Annotated in this window: 18 protein-coding genes; 10 read left to right on the top strand and 8 right to left on the bottom strand. The window is 71.3% G+C overall.

The genetic code is table 11. The features are described from left to right. Positions 1–2: 2 nt before the first annotated feature. The 5 genes from QMO56_RS09930 to QMO56_RS09950 are packed head-to-tail and all read right to left on the bottom strand — an operon-like array spanning position 3 to position 8,674. Positions 3–1,013: a 2-hydroxyacid dehydrogenase gene (locus QMO56_RS09930; protein ID WP_283525344.1), complete on the bottom strand. Its 1,011-nt coding sequence runs from the start codon at positions 1,011–1,013 to the stop codon at positions 3–5. Positions 1,014–1,043: 30 nt separating this feature from the next. Continuing rightward, on the bottom strand, positions 1,044–3,803 hold the full coding sequence (locus QMO56_RS09935; protein ID WP_283525346.1) for an HAD-IC family P-type ATPase: 2,760 nt from the start codon (positions 3,801–3,803) through the stop codon (positions 1,044–1,046). Positions 3,804–3,853: 50 nt separating this feature from the next. Further along, positions 3,854–4,966, bottom strand: a complete 1,113-nt coding sequence (locus tag QMO56_RS09940) for an ABC transporter permease (RefSeq protein WP_283525347.1) — start codon at positions 4,964–4,966, stop codon at positions 3,854–3,856. Position 4,967: 1 nt separating this feature from the next. Further along, complete coding sequence (gene rbbA / locus QMO56_RS09945; RefSeq protein WP_408906521.1) at positions 4,968–7,685, bottom strand: ribosome-associated ATPase/putative transporter RbbA; 2,718 nt, start codon at positions 7,683–7,685, stop codon at positions 4,968–4,970. A gap of 2 nt (positions 7,686–7,687) precedes the next feature. Then, positions 7,688–8,674 (bottom strand): HlyD family secretion protein, encoded by a 987-nt coding sequence (locus tag QMO56_RS09950; protein ID WP_283525351.1) that lies wholly within the window; start codon positions 8,672–8,674, stop codon positions 7,688–7,690. 224 nt (positions 8,675–8,898) lie between these two features. Between QMO56_RS09950 and QMO56_RS09955 the strand changes: the two genes are divergently transcribed. Genes QMO56_RS09955 through QMO56_RS09970 form a run of 4 tightly spaced genes read left to right on the top strand, consistent with a single transcriptional unit; the run spans position 8,899 to position 13,772 of the window. Further along, positions 8,899–9,345: a hypothetical protein gene (locus QMO56_RS09955; protein WP_283525352.1), complete on the top strand. Its 447-nt coding sequence runs from the start codon at positions 8,899–8,901 to the stop codon at positions 9,343–9,345. After that, a complete protein-coding gene (locus QMO56_RS09960) occupies positions 9,345–11,147 on the top strand; it encodes an alpha/beta hydrolase (RefSeq protein ID WP_283525354.1) in 1,803 nt (600 codons plus the stop codon). Before QMO56_RS09955 ends, QMO56_RS09960 begins: the two co-directional genes overlap by 1 nt. A 13-nt stretch (positions 11,148–11,160) precedes the next feature. Next, positions 11,161–12,576, top strand: a complete 1,416-nt coding sequence (locus QMO56_RS09965; RefSeq protein ID WP_408906516.1) for a bifunctional enoyl-CoA hydratase/phosphate acetyltransferase — start codon at positions 11,161–11,163, stop codon at positions 12,574–12,576. Continuing rightward, a complete protein-coding gene (locus tag QMO56_RS09970) occupies positions 12,573–13,772 on the top strand; it encodes an acetate/propionate family kinase (protein WP_283525356.1) in 1,200 nt (399 codons plus the stop codon). Before QMO56_RS09965 ends, QMO56_RS09970 begins: the two co-directional genes overlap by 4 nt. 102 nt (positions 13,773–13,874) lie before the next feature. Here the strand turns inward: QMO56_RS09970 and QMO56_RS09975 are convergent, their stop codons facing one another. Next, positions 13,875–15,164 carry an FAD-binding oxidoreductase gene (locus QMO56_RS09975; protein WP_283525358.1) on the bottom strand — a complete coding sequence of 430 codons (1,290 nt, stop codon included), beginning with the start codon at positions 15,162–15,164 and terminating at the stop codon, positions 13,875–13,877. A gap of 25 nt (positions 15,165–15,189) precedes the next feature. Beyond that, positions 15,190–15,843 (bottom strand): GntR family transcriptional regulator, encoded by a 654-nt coding sequence (locus tag QMO56_RS09980; RefSeq protein WP_283525359.1) that lies wholly within the window; start codon positions 15,841–15,843, stop codon positions 15,190–15,192. A 166-nt stretch (positions 15,844–16,009) separates the two neighbouring features. On the opposite strand from QMO56_RS09980, the gene QMO56_RS09985 reads away from it, so the two are divergent. The 6 genes from QMO56_RS09985 to QMO56_RS10010 are packed head-to-tail and all read left to right on the top strand — an operon-like array spanning position 16,010 to position 22,463. After that, complete coding sequence (locus tag QMO56_RS09985; RefSeq protein WP_283525361.1) at positions 16,010–17,575, top strand: ABC transporter substrate-binding protein; 1,566 nt, start codon at positions 16,010–16,012, stop codon at positions 17,573–17,575. Between the two features lie 6 nt (positions 17,576–17,581). Continuing rightward, positions 17,582–18,541 carry an ABC transporter permease gene (locus QMO56_RS09990; RefSeq protein WP_283525363.1) on the top strand — a complete coding sequence of 320 codons (960 nt, stop codon included), beginning with the start codon at positions 17,582–17,584 and terminating at the stop codon, positions 18,539–18,541. Continuing rightward, positions 18,541–19,383, top strand: coding sequence for an ABC transporter permease (locus tag QMO56_RS09995; RefSeq protein WP_283525364.1), 843 nt, complete (start codon positions 18,541–18,543; stop codon positions 19,381–19,383). Before QMO56_RS09990 ends, QMO56_RS09995 begins: the two co-directional genes overlap by 1 nt. After that, positions 19,380–20,324: an ABC transporter ATP-binding protein gene (locus QMO56_RS10000; RefSeq protein ID WP_283525365.1), complete on the top strand. Its 945-nt coding sequence runs from the start codon at positions 19,380–19,382 to the stop codon at positions 20,322–20,324. The genes QMO56_RS09995 and QMO56_RS10000 overlap by 4 nt, the downstream gene beginning before the upstream one ends. Then, complete coding sequence (locus QMO56_RS10005; RefSeq protein WP_283525367.1) at positions 20,317–21,120, top strand: ATP-binding cassette domain-containing protein; 804 nt, start codon at positions 20,317–20,319, stop codon at positions 21,118–21,120. Before QMO56_RS10000 ends, QMO56_RS10005 begins: the two co-directional genes overlap by 8 nt. Continuing rightward, positions 21,117–22,463 (top strand): LLM class flavin-dependent oxidoreductase, encoded by a 1,347-nt coding sequence (locus QMO56_RS10010; RefSeq protein WP_283525369.1) that lies wholly within the window; start codon positions 21,117–21,119, stop codon positions 22,461–22,463. The genes QMO56_RS10005 and QMO56_RS10010 overlap by 4 nt, the downstream gene beginning before the upstream one ends. 136 nt (positions 22,464–22,599) lie before the next feature. On the opposite strand, the gene cydX is transcribed toward QMO56_RS10010, so the two are convergent. After that, positions 22,600–22,719 (bottom strand): cytochrome bd-I oxidase subunit CydX, encoded by a 120-nt coding sequence (cydX, locus tag QMO56_RS10015; protein WP_283525370.1) that lies wholly within the window; start codon positions 22,717–22,719, stop codon positions 22,600–22,602. Positions 22,720–22,727: the final 8 nt, after the last annotated feature.

Genomic DNA, 22,727 nt, shown 5'->3' on the forward strand with positions numbered 1-22,727 from the left:
GATCAGGCCAGCTTCTCGGTCGAGACCTCGTGCACCGCACGCCCCGTCGCCTCGAAGGCGGTGATGTTGGCCAGCGTGGTCTCGGCGATGGCCGTCAGCGCCTCGGTGGTGAAGAAGGCCTGGTGGGCGGTGACGAGCACGTTGGGAAAGGTGAGCAGGCGGGCGAAGACGTCGTCCTGGATCACCTTGCCGGAGAGGTCCTGGAAGAACAGATCCCCCTCCTCCTCATACACGTCGAGGCCGAGATGGCCGATGAGGCCGAGCTTGAGCCCGGCGATCACCGCGCGCGTGTCCACGATGGCGCCGCGGCTGGTGTTGATCAGCATGGCGCCGCGCCGCATCCGCCGCACCGCATCGGCGTCGATCAGGTGGTGCGTCTCCGGCGTCAGCGGGCAGTGCAGCGTGACGATGTCGGAACCGGCCAGCAACTCGGGGATGGTGACGTAGGCGACGCCCATCGCTTCGACCGCGGGATCGGGAAAGGGGTCGTGGGCGATCACGCGGCAGCCGAAGCCCCGCATGATGCGCGCCACCGCCACGCCGATGCGCCCGGTGCCCACGACGCCGACGGTGCGCCCCTTCAGCCCGAAGCCGAGCAGCCCGTCGAGCGCGAAATTGCCCTCGCGCACACGGTTGTAGGCGCGGTGGATGTTGCGGTTGAGCGCGAGGATCATCGCCACCGTGTGCTCGGCCACCGCCTCGGGTGAATAGGCCGGCACGCGCGCCACCGTCACCCCCAGGCGCCGGGCCGCCGCGAGGTCCACGTTGTTGAAGCCCGCCGAGCGTAGCGCCAGCAGCCGAACGCCCATCCGCGCGAAGGTTTCCAGCGCCGCGGCATCCGCCCGGTCGTTGACGAAGGCGCAGACGGCACCGGCATCGCGCGCCAGCACCGCCGTGTCGGGCGAGAGCCGGGCCTCCAGATAGGTCAGGCGGTGCCGCCCGCCGGCGGCGGCATTCGCCGCGTCGAGGAAATGGCGGTCATAGGGCTTGGTGCTGAAGACAGCGACGTCCATGCGGGTCTCTCCCTCGGCCCGGGTGGCGTTTCACATCCGGCGCGCGGCCAGCCGCCGCCGGATGTGCTTCTCGGCCTCCAGCAGCACCAGCAGCACGATGCCGCTCCCCAGGATGGGCAGGCCGTCCGCCACCGGATCGAGCGGCCGGGTGGCGAACAGCGCCTGCAGCACGGGCAGGTAGGTGAAGGCGAGCTGCAGCACGACAATGATACCCACACCGAGCAGCACCGCCGGGGTGCCGAGCATTCCTCGCCAGGTGAGCGAGGTGGTGGACTGGTAGCGTACGCTGAACAGGTAGGCGATCTCCAGCACCACGAGCGTGTTGACCACCGCCGTGCGCGCCGCCTCCAGCGGCAGGCCGCGCGCCTGCGTCCAGGCGAAGATGCCGAAGGCAGCCAGGGTGAACAGCACCGAGACCAACACCGTGCGCCAGACCAGGAAGCCGGTGAGCAGCGGCTCACGCGGGTCGCGCGGCGGGCGGCGCATGACATTCGGCTCGGCGGCCTCGAAGGCCAGGGTGAGGCCGAGGGTGGTGGCGGTCACCATGTTGATCCAGAGGATCTGCAGCGGCGTCAGCGGCAATGTCACGCCAAGCAGCAGGGCGGCGATGATCGTCACCGCCTCCCCGCCATTGGTCGGCAGGGTCCAGGCGATCACCTTGCGAAGATTGTCATAGACGGTGCGGCCCTCGCGCACCGCCGCGGCGATGGTGGCGAAGTTGTCGTCGGCCAGCACCATCTCGGCCGCCTCCTTCGCCGCCTCGGTGCCCTTGCGGCCCATGGCCACGCCCACCTCGGCGCGCTTCAGGGCGGGCGCGTCGTTGACGCCGTCGCCGGTCATGGCGACGACCTCGCCCTCAGCCTGCAAGGCCTCGACAAGGCGTAGCTTGTGCTCGGGGCTGGTGCGGGCGAAGACGCTGGTCTCACGCGCCCGCGCCCGCAGGCCTGCATCGTCCAGCGCCTCCAGCTCCTGCCCGGTGACGGCAACGCCGGCGCCCTGCAGCCCGACCTGGCGGGCGATGGCGGCGGCGGTGGCGGCGTGGTCGCCGGTGATCATCTTCACGCGGATGCCCGCCGCCTGGCACTCGGCCACGGCGGCGACCGCCTCCTCGCGCGGCGGGTCGATCAGGCCGAGCAGGCCGAGCAGCACCAGCCCCTCCCCCTTGAGGCCGCCGGAGCCGAGCGTGCCGGTTCCGGGCGGCATCGGGCAGGTGGCGAGGGCGAGCAGGCGCTGGCCTTGCGCCGCCAGCCTTTCCATATGGGCCTGCCAGGCGACGCGGTTGATCGGCACGTCGCTTGCCGGCCCGGCGCCGTGGCGCTCGCGCTCGCACAGGGCGAGCAGCCGCTCGGGCGCCCCCTTCACCACCAGGAAGGCGCCGCCCTGCGCGCCGTCCTGGTGCAGCGTGGCCATGTAGCGGTGGCGGGCGTCGAAGGGGATCTCGTCGAGGCGCGGGAACGCCCGGCGCGACGCCTCGGGGTCGGTGCCGGCGCGCGCGGCGAAGGCGACGAGCGCCCCCTCCATCGGGTCGCCATCCACCACCCAACCGGCCTCGGGGGCCTCGCGCAGCGCGGCGTCATTGCAGAGCGCGGCGGCGCGGGCGAGGTCGGCGAGCAGCGCGCGGGCCTGTGGCGAGGCTTCCCGCCCCGCGGCGGCGGTCACCGTGCCCTGCGGCGCATAGCCGGCGCCGGCCGCCTCAAAGGTCCCGGCGGCGGTGACCACGCTGGCCACCGCCATCTCGTTGCGGGTCAGCGTGCCCGTCTTGTCGGAGCAGATGACGGAAACCGAGCCGAGCGTCTCCACCGCCGGCAGGCGCCGGATGATGGCGTTGCGCGCCGCCATGCGCCGGACGCCGATCGCCAGGGTGATGGTCAGCACCGCCGGCAGCCCCTCGGGAACGGCGGCGACGGCGATGCCGACCACGGTCATGAAGGCTTCGTCCGCCGTGTAGCCGCGCGCCAGCCAAGCGAAGGCGAAGACCGCCGCCGAGAGGCCGAGGATGACCACCGTCAGCCGCTGCGCGAAGCGGTCGATCTGCTGCAGCAGCGGGGTCGCCAGGGTCTCCACCGCGCCCAGCAGGGCGCTGATGCGGCCCAGCTCGGTCGCGGCGCCGGTGGCGACGACCACGCCTGTCGCCTGGCCGGTGGCGACCAGCGTGCCGGAGAAGGCCATCCCGGCGCGGTCGCCGAGCGGGGCATCGGCCGCCACGGGGGCGTCGGACTTCTCCACGGGCACGGACTCGCCGGTCAGCGCCGCCTCCTCCACCCGCAGGCCGCGTGCGCGGATCAGCCGCAGGTCGGCCGGCACCTTGTCGCCGGGCTCCAGCAGCACGAGGTCGCCCGGCACCAGCTCGGCGGCGTCCACCGTGCGCCGGCGGCCGTCGCGTAGGACCGAGGCGTGGGGGGTGAGCATGCCGCGGATGGCGGCCAGCGCCTCGGCCGCCCGCCCCTCCTGCACGAAGCCGATGACGGCATTGATCAGCACGACCCCCAGGATGACCGCCGCATCCAGCCAGTGGCCGAGCGCCGCCGTGATCGCCGCCGAGCCGAGCAGGACATAGATCAGCAGGTTGGCGAACTGCGCCAGGAAGCGGCGCAGAGCACTCGGCGGCCGGGCCTCGGGCAGGCGGTTCGGCCCGTGCGCGGCGAGGCGGCGCGCGGCCTCCCCGGCCTCCAGGCCGGCAGGCACGGACTCCAGCCGGCGCAGCGCCTCCTCGGCCGGGATGGCGTGCCAGGATGCCTCGGGCGCTGGCGCCTCAGATGCGGCCTGTCGAACGGTGTTGCCGTGCATCATTCCTCCCTCTTCCTCCGATATGGCGCCGGGACCGCCTGGCTTGCACCCCGTCAGCCGACGCGGGCGAGCGAGCGGCGCAGCCGGAACAGGGCCACGCCCAGGAAAAGCCCTCCCAGCAGCAGCAACGCCAGCAGCTGCGGTGCCACGATCCGCAACCCGGCGCCACGGTAGAGCACCGCCTGGGCGAAGCCGACGAACTGCACCGCCGGCGACACCTGCAAGGCCTGTTGCAGCCAGGGCGGCATGCTCTCCAGCGGTGTCATGCTGCCGGAGAGCAGCATCAGCAGGATCAGCAGCGGCAGGGCCAGCAGGCCGAACTGCCCGGTGGAGGCGGTGGTGGTGGCGAGCAGGATGCCGAGCGCGGCGATGGAGACCTGGAACAGCAGCGTGCCCAGCACGAAGAGCGGCAGCGAGCCGGCCAGCGGCACGCCGAGCAACCCCTGCACCACAAGGAGCAGCGACAGCAGCGCGGCGCCGACGATGACCAGCGCATTGGCCGCCACCTTGGCGAGCAGGATTTCCAGCGGCGTCACCGGCATGGCCAGCAGGTGCTCCAGCGTGCCATGCTCGCGCTCGCGCAGCAGGGCGGCGCCGGGCAGGATGATGGAGAGGATCATGATGCTGTTCACCACCTGCATGACGGCGGCGAACCACTCGGGCGTGCTGTTCGGGTTGAACCGGGTGCGCGTCACCAGGTCCACCGGCAGCGCCGCGCCGCCGATGCGCGCCTCCACTTCCTGCTGCACGATCTGCTGGATGTAGGCGCTGCCATTGCCGGCCATGGACATGGCGGTGGCGTCGATGTCGAGCGCCAGCTCGGTGGGGCGGCGCGCCAGCAGGTCGGCCTCGAAGCGCGGCGGCACCTGCAGGACGAAAACGAAGCGGCCGCTGTCCAGCGCCGGCGCCACCGCGCCGGCCTCGATCGCGACCGGCGGGCGGAACTGCGGCGGCAGCAGCGCCGCGCGCAGGGCGCGGGACAGCTCGGAATGGTCCTCGTCCACCACGGCGATGGCGGCGTTGCGCACCTCCATCTTCACGCCGGTGCTGACGGAATAAACGGCCAGGGTGAAGGTGTAGAGCAGCAGCAGCACCATCACCGGATCGGCGCGCAGCACGCGCAGCTCCTTCAATCCGAGCGCGAGGATGTTGCCGAGGCTGGGCATTTCACGCCTCCTGCTTCGGCATCGCCAGGGCCGCGCCGCCGACGAAAAGGATGGCGAAGCCGGCCAGCATCAGGTGGTTCGGCCAGAGCTCGGCGAAGCCCAGGGCCTTGCTCATGGTGCCGATCGAGATCTTCTGGAACCAGCTCGCCGGGAAGGCGAGGCCGAAGGCGCGGGCGGCGCCGGCGATGGCCGAGGTCGGCACCAGCAGGCCGGAGAAGTTCACGCCGGGCACCACGGAGAGGATGGCGGCGGCGAAGATCGCCGCCACCTGGCTGCGGACGAAGGCCGAGATCAGCAGGCCAAAGCCGGTCGAGGCCAGCACGTAGAGCACTCCGCCCACCGCCAGCGCCAGGCCGGAGCCGCGCACCGGCACGTCGAAGACCAGCCGTGCCGCCAGCAGCAGCAGCACGAAGCTGGCCAGCGCCACCGCAGCATAGGGAATCTGCTTGCCGACCAGGAATTCCAGCGGCGTGACGGGCGTGGCGCGGAAATTGGCGATGGCGCCGCTCTCCTTCTCCCGCACCACGCCGACCGCCGCGACCATGGCGGGGATCAGCATCAGCATCAGCATGATGATGCCGGGCACGATCGCCACCGCGCTGCGGAAGGCCTGGTTGTAGCGGAAGCGCGGCTCGATGCTGAGCAGCGTCTCGCTGCGCGGCAGCGGCGAATGCGCCTGCCGGTCGCGCAGCCAGGTCTGCGCCAGGCCGGTGACATAGGCGCGCGCCGTCTCGGCGCGGAAGGGCATGGCGCCGTCCAGCGTCACCGCCACCTCGGGCCGGGTGCCGCGGCGCAGGTCGGCGCCGAAGCCGGGCGGGATTTCCACCGCCAGCGCGATGCGCCCCGCGCGCAGCTGTGCCTCCGCCTCGGCAAGGTCGCGCAACGGCGGGCGCTCGCTGAAGTAGCGGGAGCCGGCGAAGCTCTCCAGCAGGCTCCGGCTCTCCGGCGTCTGGTCCTGGTCGAGCACCGCATAGGGCAGGTTCTCGACGTCGAAGGAAATGCCGAAGCCGAAGGCCAGCATCAGCAGCAGCGGCCCGAGCAGGGCGAAGGCGATGCGGATGCGGTCGCGCAGCAGCTCCAGCGTCTCGCGCCAGGCGCAGGCCAGCAGGCGGCGCGGGTCGAAGCCGGGCCGCGCGGGCGCGGGCGGGCGCAGGGCCGGCGGCGGCGCCTCGGCCTCCCCCAGGGCGGGGCCGGCAGCGGCCTCCAGATGGGCGATGAAGGCTTCTTCCAGCGTCGCGGCGCCGCGCTCGGCCGTGATCGCCTGCGGCGTGCCGACCGCCAGCACGCGCCCGGCATGCATCAGCGAGATGCGGTCGCAGCGCTCGGCCTCGTTCATGAAGTGGGTGGAGATGAAGATGGTCACCCCTTCCTGCCGGGAGAGCCGCAGCAGGTGGTTCCAGAAGCGGTCGCGCGCCACCGGATCCACGCCGGAGGTCGGCTCGTCCAGGATCAGCAGGGATGGCCCGTGCACCAGCGCGGCGGCGAGCTGCAGCCGCTGGCGGACGCCGAGCGGCAGGGCTTCCGGTGCGCTGTCCGCCACGCCCTCCAGCTCGAAATCACCCAGCAGTTCGGCGATGCGCGCGGCGGCCTGCCGGGGCGGCAGGTGGAAGAGGCGCGCATGCAGTTCCAGGTTCTGCCGCACCGTCAGCTCGCCATAGAGCGAGAAGGCCTGCGACATGTAGCCCACCTGCTGCCGCGCATCGCCGCCGCCGCCGGGCCGCTGGCCCAGCACGCGGGCCTCCCCGGCATCGGCCGGCAGCAGGCCGGTGAGCATCTTCATCGTGGTGGTCTTGCCGCAGCCATTGGAGCCGAGAAAGCCGAAGATCTCGCCACGCGGGATCAACAGGTCCACACCGTCCACCGCGGTGAAGTCGCCGAAGCGCTTGGTCAGGCCATGCGCCTCGATGGCGGGGGCTTCACCGGGCGGACGTGGCGCGGGCGGTGGCGCCTGTACCGGCGCATGGCCGTCGCGTCGCGCCGGCGGCAGCAGCGCCACGAAGGCGGCTTCCAGCGTGGCGCAGCCGGTGCGCTGCTTCAGCGCCTCCGGGCTGCCCTCGGCGATGACGCGGCCGGCATCCAGCGCGGCGAGCCAGTCGAAGCGCTCGGCCTCCTCCATGTAGGCCGTCGCCACCAGCACGCTCATGCCGGGGCGGCGGGCGCGCAGGCGGCCGATCAACGCCCAGAACTGGCGGCGGGAAAGCGGGTCCACGCCGGTGGTCGGCTCATCGAGGATCAGCAGCTCCGGCTCGCGCACCAGGGCGCAGCAGAGCGAGAGCTTCTGTTTCATGCCGCCGGAGAGCTTGCCGGCCGGACGGTCGGCGAAGGGGGCGAGACCGGTGGCCCGCATCAGCTCGGCGCCGCGTGCGCTCCGCTCTGCCGCGCCCTGGCCGAACAGGCGGCTGAAATAGGCGATGTTCTCGGCCACCGAGAGGGTCGGGTAGAGGTTCCGCCCCAGGCCCTGCGGCATATAGGCAATGCGCTGCCGGCAGCGTTCCAGCGCCGCGGCATCGCGGAGATCCTCGCCGAGGGCGGAGAGCCCCCCCTGTTGCGGGCGCCGCACCCCGGCCAGCAGCGCCAGCAGGGTGGACTTGCCGACGCCGTCCGGCCCGACCAGCCCCGCCATGACGCCGGCGGGGATCTGCAGGCTCACCGCGTCCAGCGCCACCACCCGGCCATAGCGCTGCGTCACCCTGTCCAGCGTGGCGGCGTGCGGCGGCACGCTCACGGCAGCTTCACCTGCAGATCCTCAGGCCAGGGCTGGCTGGGGTCGATGCGCAGATAGGCGACGCCGCGCACGCCCCCCTTCACCCGGTCGGCATAGGTCTGCAGGAGCTCGGGCGGCAGGCGCAGCTTGACGCGGAACATCAGGTTCTCGCGCTCCTGCGCCGTCTCCACCTGGCGCGGCGTGAACTGCGCCTCGGGCGCGATGAAACTGACGGTGGCGGGCACGACGTATTGCGGCACCGGGTCGAGCACCAGCCGCGCCTCCGCCCCATAGGCCAGGCGGCCGACCTGGCTGGCGGGCAGGAAGACGATCATCGAGACGTCGGTCGGGTCGATCAGCGTGGCGACGCGGCCGCCCGCGGCCACCACCTCGCCGGTGCGCAGCAGGCGGTAGAGCACGCGGCCGGCGCGCGGCGCGGTCAGCACCGTGTCGTCGAGCTGGGTGCGCACCTCCGCGACGTTGGCCTCCGTCGCCTCCAGCGTCGCCTGGGCGCGGCGCTGCCCGGCCTCGGCGGTGGCCAGCGTCGCCTCCGCCACCTCCAGCGAGGAGCGGCGCTGGTCGAGCTGCTCGGTGGGAGCATAGCCGCGCCGGTGCAGCGCCTCGGTGCGCGCCAGCTCGCTCTGCGCCAGGTTGCGGGCGCTGCGGGCGCGCAGCAGCTCGGCATCGGCGGCGGCGCGGGCCTGCTCGGCCTCCCGTACCTGCGCCTCGGCGGCGCGCAGCTGCGCCCGCAGCGTCGCCGCGTCGAGCCGTGCCACCACCGCACCGGCGGGGACCATCTGGCCCTCCTCCACCAGCACCTCGGTGACGCGCCCGGCCAGTTTGCTGGCGATGTCGATCTGCTCGGCCTCGATGCGGCCATTCACCCGCGCAATGCCGGGCGGCAGGGCCGGATCGGCACCATAGTGGCGCCAGGCGAGGTAGCCGCCACCCGCGAGCACCGCCACAAGGACCCCCCAGAGCCAGATCCGCCTCGGCGCCGCCATGCCCATCCTCTTCGTCCTGCGGTAGCGGGGGAATCATGCCGGACACCGCTGCGTGAGGAAATCTTCTATGCGGCGCCTGCGAAAAAGAACCTGACACAGATCAGTGCCGCCGGCCCTTCCCGCCCGCATGGTCCGCCCGCGGCGTCGGCCGGCCTCCCCCCAGTTCCGACCGGATGCCGGGCCAAGCCGGCCCGCATGCCGCCATGCAGCGCGAGGAAATAACCATGAACCGTATGCCACGCACGCCGCACGAGGCGCCTCCCCCCACGCCGATGGAAATGCTGGGACCGTGGTGGCGCTTCAGCGCGGAAAGCCTGAAGGACGGAGGCGATGGGCCGATGCGCCCGCTCTGGCAGGCCGGCCTCTCCGCCCAGCGGATCTACAGCGAGACCCTGACCCAGGAGATCCGCCTGCTGATGGAGACCCAGGCACGCCTTGGCCAATGCCTGCAGGATCTGGCCGCCAGCCGGCGCCCGCAGGACTGGATGACGGCGCAGGCCGCCCTCATGGCAACCGCCTTCGAGGCGACCTCCAGCCAGGCCAGGATGCTGCAGCGGATGGCGGACGACATGCGCAGCTGCTGCCAGCAGGTCACCTCGGCCACCGCCGACGCCGCCGCGACGGCCGAGGCCAAGCCGGTGCCCACGACCCTTGAGGCGAAGCAGGCCTGATGTCGGCCACGCGCGCTGCCCGGGTGGCGGACCCCGCCGCGATCCCGCCATCCGTCCGCAAGCAAGGGGCGGAAAACCCGTTCAGCGCGCTGCTGCAGGTGGGCAATCTGGCCGCCGCCGCCAGCATCGCGCGGGCGACGGGAGGCATTTCCCCCGCCTCCTTGCTCCTCGCCTTCACCGACTGGGCGCTGAACCGCGCCGCCGCGCCCGGCAAACAGGCGGAACTGGCGCTGACCGCCGCCGGCTCCGTCGGCCGCCTGATGGCGCAGGCGGCCCGCTGCACGGCCAACCCGCAGGCGCCACCCTGCATCCTGCCGCAGCCAGGGGATGCCCGCTTCCGCGGCGAAGCCTGGCGCCAGCAGCCCTTCCGCCTCGGCGCCGAGGCCTTCCTGTTGCTGGAGGAATGGTGGCGCGGCGCCACGCAGGGCGTGCCGGGCGTCTCGCCGCACCACCAGGAGGTGGTCGCCTTCACGGTGCGGCAGATGCTCGACGTGTTCTCGCCCGCCAACCTGCCCTGGAGCAATCCCGAGGTGATCGACCGCACGCGGGAGACGGGCGGGCTGAACCTGCTGACCGGCGGCGCCAACCTGCTGGAGGACCTCAGCCGCCGCCTGACCCGGCAGCCGCCCGCCGGCGCCGAGGCCTTCCGCCCGGGCCACGAGGTGGCCATCACGCCGGGCGAGGTCGTCTACCGCAACCATCTCGTCGAGCTGATCCAGTACGCCCCAGCGACACCGCGCGTCCATGCCGAGCCGGTTCTGATCGTGCCCGCCTGGATCATGAAATACTATATCCTCGATCTTTCGCCGGGCAACTCGCTGATCCGCCACCTCGTCAGCCACGGGCACACCGTGTTCTGCCTCTCCTGGCGCAACCCGACGGCCGAGGACCGCGACATCGGCTTCGAGGATTATCGCCGGCTCGGCGTCATGGCGGCGCTTGAAGCCATCGGCGCCATCCTGCCGCAGCGCAAAGTGCATGCGGTGGGCTACTGCCTGGGTGGCACGCTGCTCTCCGTCGCCGCCGCCGCCATGGCCCGCGCCGGCGACGACCGCCTCGCCTCGATGACGCTGCTCGCCGCGCAGACCGACTTCACCGAGCCCGGCGAACTGCAGCTCTTCATCGACGACAGCGAGGTGGCGCTGCTGGAGGCGATGATGTGGGAGCGCGGCTACCTCGCCGCCGGCCAGATGGCGGGCGCCTTCCAGCTGCTGCGCTCGAACGACCTGATCTGGTCTCGCATGGTGCGCGAGTACCTGATGGGCGAGCGCGCGCCGATGTCCGACCTGATGGCCTGGAACGCCGACGCCACCCGCATGCCCTACCGCATGCATTCCGAATACCTGCGGCACCTGTTCCTGGAGAACAGCCTCGCCTCGGGGCGCCACATGGTGGATGGGCGGCCGGTGGCGATCCAGGACATCCGCGTACCGATCTTCGCCGTCGGCACCGAGTGGGACCACGTCGCGCCCTGGCGCTCGGTGTTCAAGATCCATGCGCTGAGCGACACCGACGTGACCTTCGTGCTGACCAATGGCGGGCACAACGCGGGCATCGTCAGCGAGCCCGGCCATCCGCACCGGCACTACCGCATCGCCCACAAGCGCCACGACGGCCCCTGCATCAGCCCTGAGGAATGGCTGGAGGCGCATGCGCCGAAGGAGGGCTCCTGGTGGCCGGCCTGGCAGCACTGGCTGGCGCGCCGCTCCGCGCCGGAGCAGGTGGCGGCACCGCCGGCCATGGGCGCGGAAAGCTATCCGCCGCTCGCGCCGGCGCCCGGAACCTACGTGCATCAGCGTTGACGGAACCCCCACCATGATGGATGCCATGGCGCAGCCCGTGCTGCGCAACCGGACCTTCGACGCCCTGCAGCTGGGCGAGCGCGCCTCCCTGGTGCGGGTCATCGGGCAGGACGATATCGCTCTCTTCGCCGCCGTCTCGGGCGACGTGAACCCGGCCCATCTCGACGCCGCCTTTGCCGCCACCGACATGTTCGGTCATGTGGTGGCGCATGGCATGTGGACGGGTGCGCTGGTCTCCGCCGTGCTCGGCACGCAGCTTCCCGGCCCCGGCACCATCTATCTCGGGCAGGAGATGCGCTTCCTGCGCCCCGTCACGCCGGGCGACACCATCACCGCAACGGTGCAGGTGCGCGAGAAGCGGCCGGAGAAGCGCATCGTGCTGCTCGACACCACCTGCACCAACCAGAAGGGCGAGCAGGTGCTGAGCGGCACGGCGACGGTGATCGCCCCCGCCGCCGAGATCGTCTGGCCGCGCACGCCGCTGCCCGAGGTGGTGCTGCAGCGGCACGACCGCTACGAGGAGGTGCTGCGCGCCGCCCTCGCCTGCCCGCCGCTGCGGATCGCGGTGGCGCATCCCTGCTCGCCAGCGGCGATCCTCGCGGCGCTGGAGGCGCGCGAGGCCGGCCTGGCCGAACCGGTGCTGGTCGGGCCCATTGCCAAGATCCGCGCCGCCGCCGAGGCCGCAAAGGCCGATCTCAATGGCGTCACGATCGAGGATGTGCCGCACAGCCATGCCGCCGCCGCCCGTGCGGTGGCGCTGGCCGCCGAACGCAAGGTCGGCGCGCTGATGAAGGGCAGCCTGCACACGGACGAACTGCTGCAGGCCGTGCTGGCGCCGGAAGCCGGGCTGCGGACGGAGCGGCGGATCAGCCACGTCTATGTCATGGACATTCCGGCCTATCCCAGGCCGCTGGTGGTGACGGACGCCGCCATCAACATCGCCCCCACCCTCGAACAGAAACGCGACATCTGCCAGAACGCGGTGGACCTGCTGCACCTGCTGGGCGTCGAGCAGCCGAAGGTGGCCGTGCTGGCGGCTGTCGAGACGGTGAACCCGAAGATGCAGGCCACGCTCGACGCCGCCGCGCTGACGGTGATGGCGCGGCGCGGCCAGATCCGCGGCGCGCTGGTGGACGGGCCGCTGGCTTTCGACAACGCCATCAGCCTGGATGCCGCGCGGATCAAGGAGATCACCTCCCCGGTGGCCGGCCAGGCCGACGTGCTGCTGGTGCCGGACCTGGAGGCCGGCAACATGCTGGCCAAGCAGCTTCTCTACTTCGCCGGCGCCATCGCCGCCGGGCTGGTGCTGGGCGCGCGGGTGCCGATCATGCTGACCAGCCGCTCCGACTCCCTGCGGGTCCGCCTGGCCTCCATGGCGCTGGCGCGGCTGGCGGCCGCCCGGCGCGAGGGTGCGGAGGCCGCGTCATGAACCCGCCCCTGCTGCTGACCTTCAACGCCGGCTCCGCCACCGTGAAGATCGGCCTCTTCGCCTGGGATGTGCACGGCGCGCGGCGCATCGGCAAGGCGGTGATCGATCTGGGCCTGCACCCGCCGCGCCTCACCCTGGACGGTGTCGAGCATGCCGAGATCCGCCTCCATGCAGCCTACAGCGAGGATCTGCACGAAATCCTCGATGAGGCGATGCGGCATGTGAGCGCGCATTTGCCGCTTGGCGGGCCGGCCGCCGCCGGTCACCGCGTCGTGCATGGCGGCGACCGCTTCGCCGGTCCGGTGCGGCTGGACGATGCGGCCCTCACCGCCATCGAGGCGCTGACGCCGCTCGCGCCGCTGCACCAGCCGCGTTGCATCCGGCTGATGCGCGCCATCCGCCGCCTGCACCCTGCGCTGCCGCAGACCGCTTCCTTCGACACCGCCTTCCACCGCACGCAGAGCGACCTGGTGCGCCGCTTCGCCCTGCCGCGCGCGCTGGAGGCCGAGGGCATCCGGCGCTACGGCTTCCACGGCCTCTCCTACCGCTTCGTGGCCCGTGAGCTCAGGCGCCGGGCACCGGACATCGCGGAGGGGCGCGTCATCGTCGCGCATCTCGGCAGCGGCGCCAGCCTTTGCGCGCTTCAGGGCGGGGCGAGCCGGGACACCAGCATGGGCTTCTCCACGCTGGACGGTATTCCGATGAGCACGCGCTGTGGTGCGCTCGACCCCGGGGTGCTGCTGCACCTGCTGACGCAGCGCGGCCTCTCGCCCCAGGCGGTGGAGCACATGCTCTATCACGAATCAGGCCTGCTCGGCCTCTCCGGCATCAGCGGCGACAGCCGCGACCTGTTGGCCAGCCCAGCCCCCGAGGCGCGCGCTGCGCTGGAGCTGTTCTGCTTCCGCATCGCGCGGGAAGTGGCGGCGCTGGCGAACACCATTGGCGGCCTGGAGGCGCTGGTCTTCACCGCCGGCATCGGCGAGCACCAGCCGGCGATCCGTGCCGGCGTCTGCGCGCATCTCGGCTGGCTCGGCCTGCGGCTGGACGCGGCGGCGAATGCCGCGGGGCGGCTGCGCCTTGAGGCTTCGGACAGCGACGTGGCCGTGCTGACGCTGGCGACCGACGAGGAGCAGATCATCGCCGACGAGGCGGTGGAAATGCTGGCACGGGAAGGTGCGCAGCCGGTGTCGCGCTGAAAAAAGAAAGGCGGGGGAAGGAATTCCCCCGAACCCCCATCTTCTTTTTACCAGTTTTGGGCTGCGCTTTCCGTTGGGGCGGAACTCATTCCCCCGGCCTTGCTAGAGGGAGTGCTTCGCATAGGTTGCGCTACCGTCCGTGAAGCGCGACAGGCGGAATGGCGACAGGTCGAGCATCGGCCGCCCCTGCATGACCCAGGCAGCCATCTGTCGTCCCACCGAGGGGCCGAGGGCGAAGCCGTGCCCGGAGAAGCCGGCGGCGATGTAGAGATCACGCTCCGGCCAGGGCCGGTCCATGATCGGGATGACATCCGGCGTCAGGTCGATGCGGCCGGCCCAGGCCGTATCCAGCGGCAATTCGCCGAGATGCGGAAAGAGCGCGCGGAAGGCGCGCAGGTTGTGCGTGACCTTGCGACGGTTGGGCGGCGGCTCCGGCGCGGCGCCGCTGCCGGTGGCGCGCAACTGCGCCGTGAATTCCCGCCCCAGGCTGAGCCGCAGCAGGCGCCAGTTGCGCCGGTAGGCCGGCAGGAAATGCCTGACATGGCGGAAGGAGTTCGGCGTGATGTCGTAGTCGCCGCCGACACCGCGATAGCCGTTGCCGATGACGAAGCTGCCGTCCGGCCGGGGACGGTAGGCCACCTTCGGCCCCCACATCGCCAGCCGCGTGAAAGGCGCCGCCGCCACGGTGCGGGCCACGGTGGAACGCACCACCTGCACCGGCATGGCCAGCCCCAGCCGCCGCCCGAGCGCGGCGGCGCCAACGCCATTGGCCAGCAGCACCACGCCGGCGCGATGCAGCCCGTCGGCGGTCACCACGCCCTCCACCGCGCCGCCCCGCAGGCTCACCTCCAGCACCGGCCGGCGCGTGTGGAAGCGCACGCCCGCCTCCCGCGCAGCCCTGGCGATGGTGGCGGTGGCCAGCGCAGGCTCCGCATAGCCGTCACCGTCGGTCAGCAGGGCGCCGCGCCAGGGGCCGGCGAGTTGCGGCAGCTTCTCGCGCAGCGCGGCCGCCGAGAGGATGCGGGTGCGCAGGCCGAAGCCGCTGGCGTCATGGTGCGCGGCGACGATCCGCGCCTCGTCGTCGGGCGTCTCGGCGGGGGTGAGGATGCCGCCCGTCTCGAAGCCGGTGGCGGCGGCGCCATATTGCGCCGTCAGTTCCTGCCACAGGGTGTTGGCTTCGGCCGCCAGCGGCAGCTCGGCGGGATGCCGGCCCTGCTGGCGCACGAAGCCCCAGGCGCGGGAGGACTGCTCACGGCCCGGCTCGTCGCGCTCGAACAACGCGACGCGCAGGCCCTGGCGCGCCAGTTCCAGTGCGGTGGAACACCCGACGATGCCACCGCCGACAATGGCGATGTCAGCGGCATCCGGCGCCGCGAGGCTGGGCGAGGTCATGCGGGGCGGGTTCCTTGCAGAAGGCTCAGGCAGGTGGCCGCAGCGCGATGACGCTGCGGATGTGGTAGCGCATCTCGGCGGCGGCGATGGTGGCGTCGCGCCGTTCCATGGCGTTGGCGATGCGCCCGTGCTCGGCGATGACGCGGCCGGTCCAGTGCGGGCGGCGCTGCTCCATGCCGCGCACCAGGCAGGCCTTGTCGCGCAGGGTCTCGAGCTGGCGCAGCAGGGCCGTATTGCCCGCCGCCTCGCCGATGCGCAGATGGAACTCGCCGTCCAGGCTGTTGAAGGCGTCGAAATCCTCGCACCGCAGGGCCTCCTCCTGCGCGGCGATCAGCGCCTTCAGCGCATCCGTGCAGCCCGGCTCGCGCGCCACCGCCAGTTCCACGGCCATGCATTCCAGCGCCTCGCGCAGCTCGCACAGCTCGCGCACCTCGGTCTCGGTCAGGCGGATGACGCGGTAGAAGCGGCCGAAGCGCTCGACCAGCCCGTCCCGCAGCAGGCGCTGCAGGGCCTCCCGCACCGGCGTGCGGCTGACGCCGAAGCGCTGACCGAGCGCCACCTCCTGCAGCTGCGTCCCCGGCGACAGGCGCAGCGAGGTGATCTCGGCCTTCATGCGGGCGTAGAGGTCCGGGCTCCGCGATGGCGGCGCGTCGGGGCGGGAGGAAGCGTCGTCAGCCATGGCCCGGGCGCCGTTCGGTATGCTGAAATGTCAGGCAGCGGGGCATCAAAGGGGAGGCATCTCCGATTTCCAGGGCGATTTTGCTGGAATTTCGACGCTTGCGCCAGATCGCCGCCTTGGATGTATACTGAAATCCGAAACACGAACAATCTGGCGGGGGCTTCACATGATCGGGTCATCGCGTGGCGCTGGGCTGTCCCGGCGCGGCATCCTGGCGGCCGGTGCGGGCTTCGGAACGGCCGCACTCGGCTGGCCGCGCGGCGCGGCGCTGGCCGCCCCCGCCACCCTGCGTGCCGCCATCACCGGCTACAACGTCGTCAACACGCTCGACCCGGCCAAGGCGGCGCTGATCCCCGAGTTCTACGTGATCTGGGGTCTCTACAACGGCCTGCTGAAGCTGGACGCGCAGATGCGCCCGGTGCCGGATCTCGCCGAAAGCTTCAAGGCCGGGGAGGACGGCGCACTGGAGTTCCGCCTGCGCCAGGGCGTCAAGTTCCACGACGGCAGCACGCTGACCGCGGACGACGTGAAGTTCACCCTCGAGCGGCTGATGGACGAGAAGACGCAGTCGCCCAACCGCAGCAAGGTCTCCGCCATCGACACCATCGATGTGCCGGACCCGCTGACCGTGCGGCTGCGCACCAAGGCACCCTTCGCGCCGCTGCTGACCTTCCTGAGCAATGCCCGCACCGGCACGCAGATCCTGCCGCGGGGCGCCGTCACCGCCGATCCGGAGGGCTTCGGCCGCAAGCCGGTGGGCACCGGCGCCTATAGGCTGCGGGAGTGGCAGCCGAACCAGGCACTGAAGCTCGCCGCCTTCGCCGGCTCCTTCGATGGCCGCGCGGACCGCATCCCCGAGGTGGAGATCCCGCTGATCGCCGAGGAGACCAGCGGCGTGACCGCCCTGCTCGGCAGGCAGGTGGACCTGACCAGCACCGCACCCTTCGCCGACATCCCGAACCTGGAGAAGCGGTCTGAGGTCAAGGTCCTGAAGCAGCCGGGACTGAACACCCGCTTCCTCTCGCTGAACAACCGCAAGCCGCCTTTCGACGACGTGCATTTCCGCCGCTCCGTCTCGCTCGCCATCAACCGCGACGTGCTGGTGCGCATCGTGCTGTTCGGCGAGGGCGTGGCGACGCCGGGGCTGATCCCGCCCTCGCTCACCGCCTCCTACGACCCGGCGCCGAAGCCGCTCTCCAGCTTCAACGCCCAGCGCGCGAAGGAGGAGCTGGCGAAGTCCAAGTACGGGCCGGGCACCAAGGGTACCATCCTGACCTGGGGCTCCGGCTGGTGGAAGCGAATCGGCGAGGTGGTGGCCGCGCAGGTGAACCAGGTGCTCGGCACCCAGCTCAGCGTCGAGGTGACGGAGGCGAACACCGTCTTCGCCCGCATCCGCAGCGGCGACTATCAGGCGGGCACCTGGGGCTGGCTCGGCATGATCGACCCGGACGAGTACTCCTACGACCTGCTGCACAGCGAAGGCTGGCGCAACTTCGCCGGCTACAGCAACCCGAAGCTGGATGAGTTGCTGGTGAAGGCCCGGCGCGAGCTGGACCCGGCCAAGCGCGGCGCGATGTATCGCGAGAGCGAGCATCTCTGGATCGAGGACATGCCGGTGATCCCGCTGTTCTGCTCCAACATCCACAACCTGCTGGCGGCCAACGTCAAAGGCTTCACCCAGCTCCCCTATTCCAACTTCGGCGACCAGTTCGGGTCGATCACGATCGGATAAGCCGCCTTGTCGTCACCGGCCCTGCGCAGGGCGCTCCGCCGCACCGGCATCCTGCTGCTGACCGTCCTGGCGGGCGCGCTGGCGGTGTTCTTCGCCATGAAGGCGACGCCTGGCGACCCGGCGCTCGCCGCCCTTGGCGAGAACGCCCGGCCCGAGCTGGTGGAAGCCTTCCGCCGCACCCATGGCCTGGACCGTCCGCTGCCGGTGCAGTTCCTGGCCTGGATCGGCGGTGCGGTGCAGGGCGATTTCGGCCGCTCGCTGACCCTGGCGGGCGGGGTGCCGGTGGGCGAGCTGATCGCCAGCCGGCTACCGGTGACGGCCTTCATCGGCCTCTATGCACTGGTGCTGGCAGCAACGATCTCGCTGGTGGTCGGCACGGTCGCGGCCTTGCAGCGCGGCAAGGCGCTGGACACGGTGATGACCTCCTTCGCCGTGCTCGGCGTCTCCATGCCGGATTTCTGGCTGGGCTATGTGCTGGTCTTCTTCCTGGCGCTGAATTTCCCGATCTTTCCCTCCTATGGCTTCACCGCGCCGGCAGATTCTCTCACGGGCGCGCTGCTCTCCGGCTTCCTGCCGGCGCTGGCCATCGCGGCGCCGATGGCGGCTGTCTTCTCGCGGGTGCTGCGCGCCGCGCTGCTGGAGGTGATGCACCGGCCCTATGTGCAGGTGGCGCGCTCGCTCGGCCATTCCGGCCCCTTCGTCTTCCTGCACACCATCCTGCGCAACGCGCTGATCCCCTATGTCACCATCATTGGCCTGCAGGTGCGCTACCTGCTCGGCGGCGTGGTGGTGATCGAGCGCGTCTTCGGCATTCCGGGCCTCGGCTCGCTGATGGTGGATGCCGCCTTCGGGCGCGACTACCCGGTGATCCAGGCCTGCGCGCTCACCTTTCTCGTCGTCGTGCTGCTGACCAACCTGCTGGTGGATTTCCTCTGCATGCGCCTCGATCCCAAGGCGCGCGCCTGATGGGCGGCCTGCTCCGCGCCGCGCTGCGCAGCCGTACCCTGCTGACCGGGCTTCTCATCACCCTGCTGGTGCTGTTCGGCATCCTCGCCGGCCCCTGGCTGACGCCCTTTGCGCCGGAGGAGATGGACTTCATCAACGTGCTGACCCCGCCCGACGCCGCCCACTGGCTGGGCACGGACTCCTATGGACGGGATGTGCTCTCCCGGGTGCTCAGCGGCGGGCGGATTTCCTTCCTCATCAGCGTCTGCGGCGTTCTGGCCGGCGCTGCGCTCGGCACTGCCATCGGCATGAGCGCGGCCTGGCGCGGCGGCACCTACGAAGCCACGCTGATGGCGGGCTGCGACCTGCTCTTCGCCTTCCCGAGCTTCGTGCTGGCGCTGTTCATGATGGTGGTGCTGGGCTTCGGCGTGCAGAACGTCATCATCGCCATCGCGCTGACCTACCTGCCGATCTTCGCGCGGCTGGCGCGCAACCTGACGCGGACCCTGCTGCCGGAGCCCTTCGTGCAGGCGGCGCGGCTGATGGGCCAGCGCCCGGCGCGCATCCTGCTGCGCGAGATCCTGCCCAACATCCTCTCCACCCTGCTGGTGCAGGCCAGCATCGGCATCGCCTTCGGCATCGTCATGGAGGCAGGGCTCTCCTTCCTCGGCCTCGGCGTGCAGCCGCCGACACCCTCGCTCGGTACCATCCTCGCGGACGGGCGCGAGTACTTCCAGCGCGCCCCCTGGGTGCTGACGCTGACCGGGCTTGTCGTCTCGGTGGCGCTGCTCGGCCTCAACCTGCTGGGCGACGGGCTGCGCGACCTGACCGACCCCCGCCTGCGCAAGGCGGCCGGCCCATGAGCGCGCCCCTGCTGGAGGTGCGCAACCTCCGCGTCCAGGCCGGGCCGCTGGAGGTGGTGCGGAGCGTGGACCTGACGCTGCAGCCCGGCGAGACGCTCGGCATCATCGGCGAATCCGGCTCGGGCAAGACGGTCACCTGCCTGGCCCTGCTGCGCCTGCTGCCCGAGGGGCTGAAGGCCGAGGCCGACGTGCTGATCTGGCGCGACCGCGACCTCACCAACCTGCCCGACCGCGAGTTCCGCCCCTATCGCGGGCGCGAGATGGCAATGGTGTTCCAGGACCCGGTGGGTTCCTTCAACCCGGCCAAGACGATCGGCTGGCACCTGCGCACCGCGCTCGACCGGCGCGGCTTCGAAGGCCCCTGGCGCCCGCGCGCCGCGGCGCTGCTGGCGGATGTCGGCATCCCACGCCCCGAGGCGGTGCTGGAGCGCTATCCGCACCAGCTTTCCGGCGGCATGTTGCAGCGGGCGCTGATCGCCATGGTGGTGGCGCTGGAGCCGGGGCTGATCGTCGCTGACGAACCCACCACCAACCTCGACAACATCGTCGAGCAGCAGATCCTGGCCCTCTTCGCCGATCTGCGGAAGCGGCTCTCGGCCGCCTTCATCTTCATCACCCACGACATTGGCATCGCCGCGCAGATCAGTGACCGCCTGGCGGTGATGTATGCGGGGGACATCGTGGAGACCGGCCCGGCGGCGGAGGTGCTGGCCGCACCACGCCACCCCTACACGCGCGGACTGATCGCCACGGCCAACGCGCTCGCCGCGCGGGCGGAGCAGCTGGCGGAAATTCCCGGCCAGCTCCCGGCACCCGGCGCCCGCCCTTCCGGCTGCGTGTTCCGGCCGCGCTGCGCCTGGGCGCAGGAGGGTTGCGAGGCGCCGCAAACGTTGCGCGAGGTCGCCCCTGGCCGCCAGATCCGGTGCCTGCTCGATGCCTGAGCCCCTGCTGCAGGTCGAGAACCTGCTCGTCCGCTTCGCCGATCCGCACCGCCCGGGCGGCGAGCTGCGCGCGGTGGATGGCGTCAGCCTCACCGTTCAGCCCGGCGAGATCCTCGGGCTGGTCGGCGAATCCGGCAGCGGCAAGACGACGCTGGGCAAGACGGTGCTGCGGCTCCACGAGCCCGCCGGCGGCCGCATCCTGCTGCGCGGGCTGGACCTGGCGCATCTTTCCGAAGCGGCGCTGCGGCCGCACCGGCGCGCCATGCAGATGGTCTTCCAGGACCCCCTCTCCTCCTTCAACCCGCGCCAGACCATCGGCACCGCCATCGCCACGCCGATGAAGCTGCACCGGCTCTACAGCCGGGCGGAGCTGCCGGGGTGCATCGCGCAGATCCTGGATGAGGTTGGCCTGCCCGCGAGCCTCGCCGACCGCCACCCGCACCAGATGTCCGGCGGGCAGTTGCAGCGCGCCGCGATCGGGCGTGCGCTGGCGCTGAAGCCCGACCTGATCGTGGCGGACGAAGCGGTCTCGAAGCTCGACGTCTCCGTGCGCGCGCAGATCCTGAACCTGCTGCGCGCCGTGCAGGCGCGCAGCAACCTCGCGATGATCTTCATCACCCACGACCTGCATGTGGCACGCTTCCTCTGCCACCGCATCGGCGTGATGCATTTCGGCAAGCTGCTGGAGATCGGCCCGACCGAGCAGGTCTTCGAGACCCCGCAGCATGACTATACCCGCGCGCTGCTCGGCACCCTGCATGGCAGCGCGGCCCGCGATGTGAGGATACCCGCATGAGCACCCGCAAGCCCATCAGCCTCGGGCTGTCGATGCGCTATCTCGGCTACCATGCCGCGGCCTGGCGCCATCCGGCGGCCGATCCCGGCGCCGCCTCCGACTTCAACCACTTCCTGCATGTCGCGCGCACCGCCGAGGCGGCGAAGTTCGACATGGTTTTCCTGGCCGACGGCATCGGCATCCGCGCCAAGGACGATCCGCCGGGCTCGCTCTGCCGCTCCGCGCAGACCGCCGAGCTGGAGCCGCTGACGCTGCTCTCGGCGCTGGCTGCGACGACGACGCATATCGGCCTGGTGGCCACCGCCTCCACCACCTACAACGAGCCCTTCCACATCGCACGCAAATACGCCTCGCTGGACCGGATCAGCGGCGGGCGTGCAGGCTGGAACATCGTCACCTCCTGGTCGGACGCCGAGGCGCAGAACTTCAACCGCGACCAGCACCTGGACTACGGCACGCGCTACGAACGCGCCGCCGAGTTCGTCGAGGTGGTCAAGGGCCTCTGGGATTCCTGGGACGCCGACGCCTTTCGGCACGACAAGGCCAGCGGCATCTTCTTCGATCCGGCCAAGCTGCATGTGCTGAGCCACCAGGGCAAGCATTTCAAGGTGAAGGGGCCGCTGAGCGTCGCGCGCAGTCCGCAGGGGCGCCCGGTTCTGGTGCAGGCCGGCGCCTCCGAGGCCGGCATGGAGATCGCCGCGGAAAGCGCCGACGTTGTCTATGCCGTGCCGCATGATCTGGAGACCGGCCGGGCCTACTATGCCGATCTCAAGGCGCGCGTCGTCCGTCACGGCCGCGCGCCGGAGGGGCTGAAGATCCTGCCGGGCATCACGCCCTTCATCGGCCGCACCGAAGCCGAGGCGCGCGAGAAGTACGACCTGCTGAACGAGCTCGTGGCGCCGGAGCTGGGTCTCTCCTATCTCTACGGCCAGATGGGCGACCTCTCCGCCTATCCGCTCGACGGCCCGGTGCCTGAGCCGAACGACCCGAAGGTGCGCAGCATCGCCAAGAACCTGCTGGCCCTGGCGCGGCGCGACAATCTCACCATCCGGCAGCTCTACACCACCATCGCCGCCGGCTTCGGCTCGCGCATCGTGATCGGCACGCCGAAGCAGATCGTGGACGAGATGGAGGCCTGGATCGAGGCGGAGGCGGCGGACGGCTTCAACATCTGCCCGGCGGTGCTGCCGCTCGGCTTGGAAGAGTTCGCCGAGATGGTGACGCCGGAACTGCAGCGGCGCGGCCTGTTCCGCACCGAGTACAGCGGGCGCACGCTGCGCGAGCATCTGGGGGTGTCGGTGCCGGCAAGCCGGTACGGCGGGCCTGTCGTTCCGCCGCGATAAGAAAAGCCTGGGGGAAGGAATTCCCCCAGGCCCCCATCTTTTTTCTTCAAGTTTCCTACACTGGCGGAAAGCGCGAGCCTGAACTGACAAAAAGAAGATGGGGGTCCGGGGGAATTCCTTCCCCCGGCCTTGTTCTTCAGTTCGCGTCCTGCAGCGGCTTGGCCGGACCGCTCTCGTGCAGTTCGAACCAGAGCGCATTGAGCACGGCGAAGGCGGCGGCCAGCGGAAGGCCGAGGAGCCAGGCGAAGTACCACATCGGAATCG

Origin of the sequence: Roseomonas sp. E05 (genome assembly GCF_030063475.1) — a bacterium.
Classification (GTDB): Bacteria; Pseudomonadota; Alphaproteobacteria; order Acetobacterales; family Acetobacteraceae; genus Pseudoroseomonas.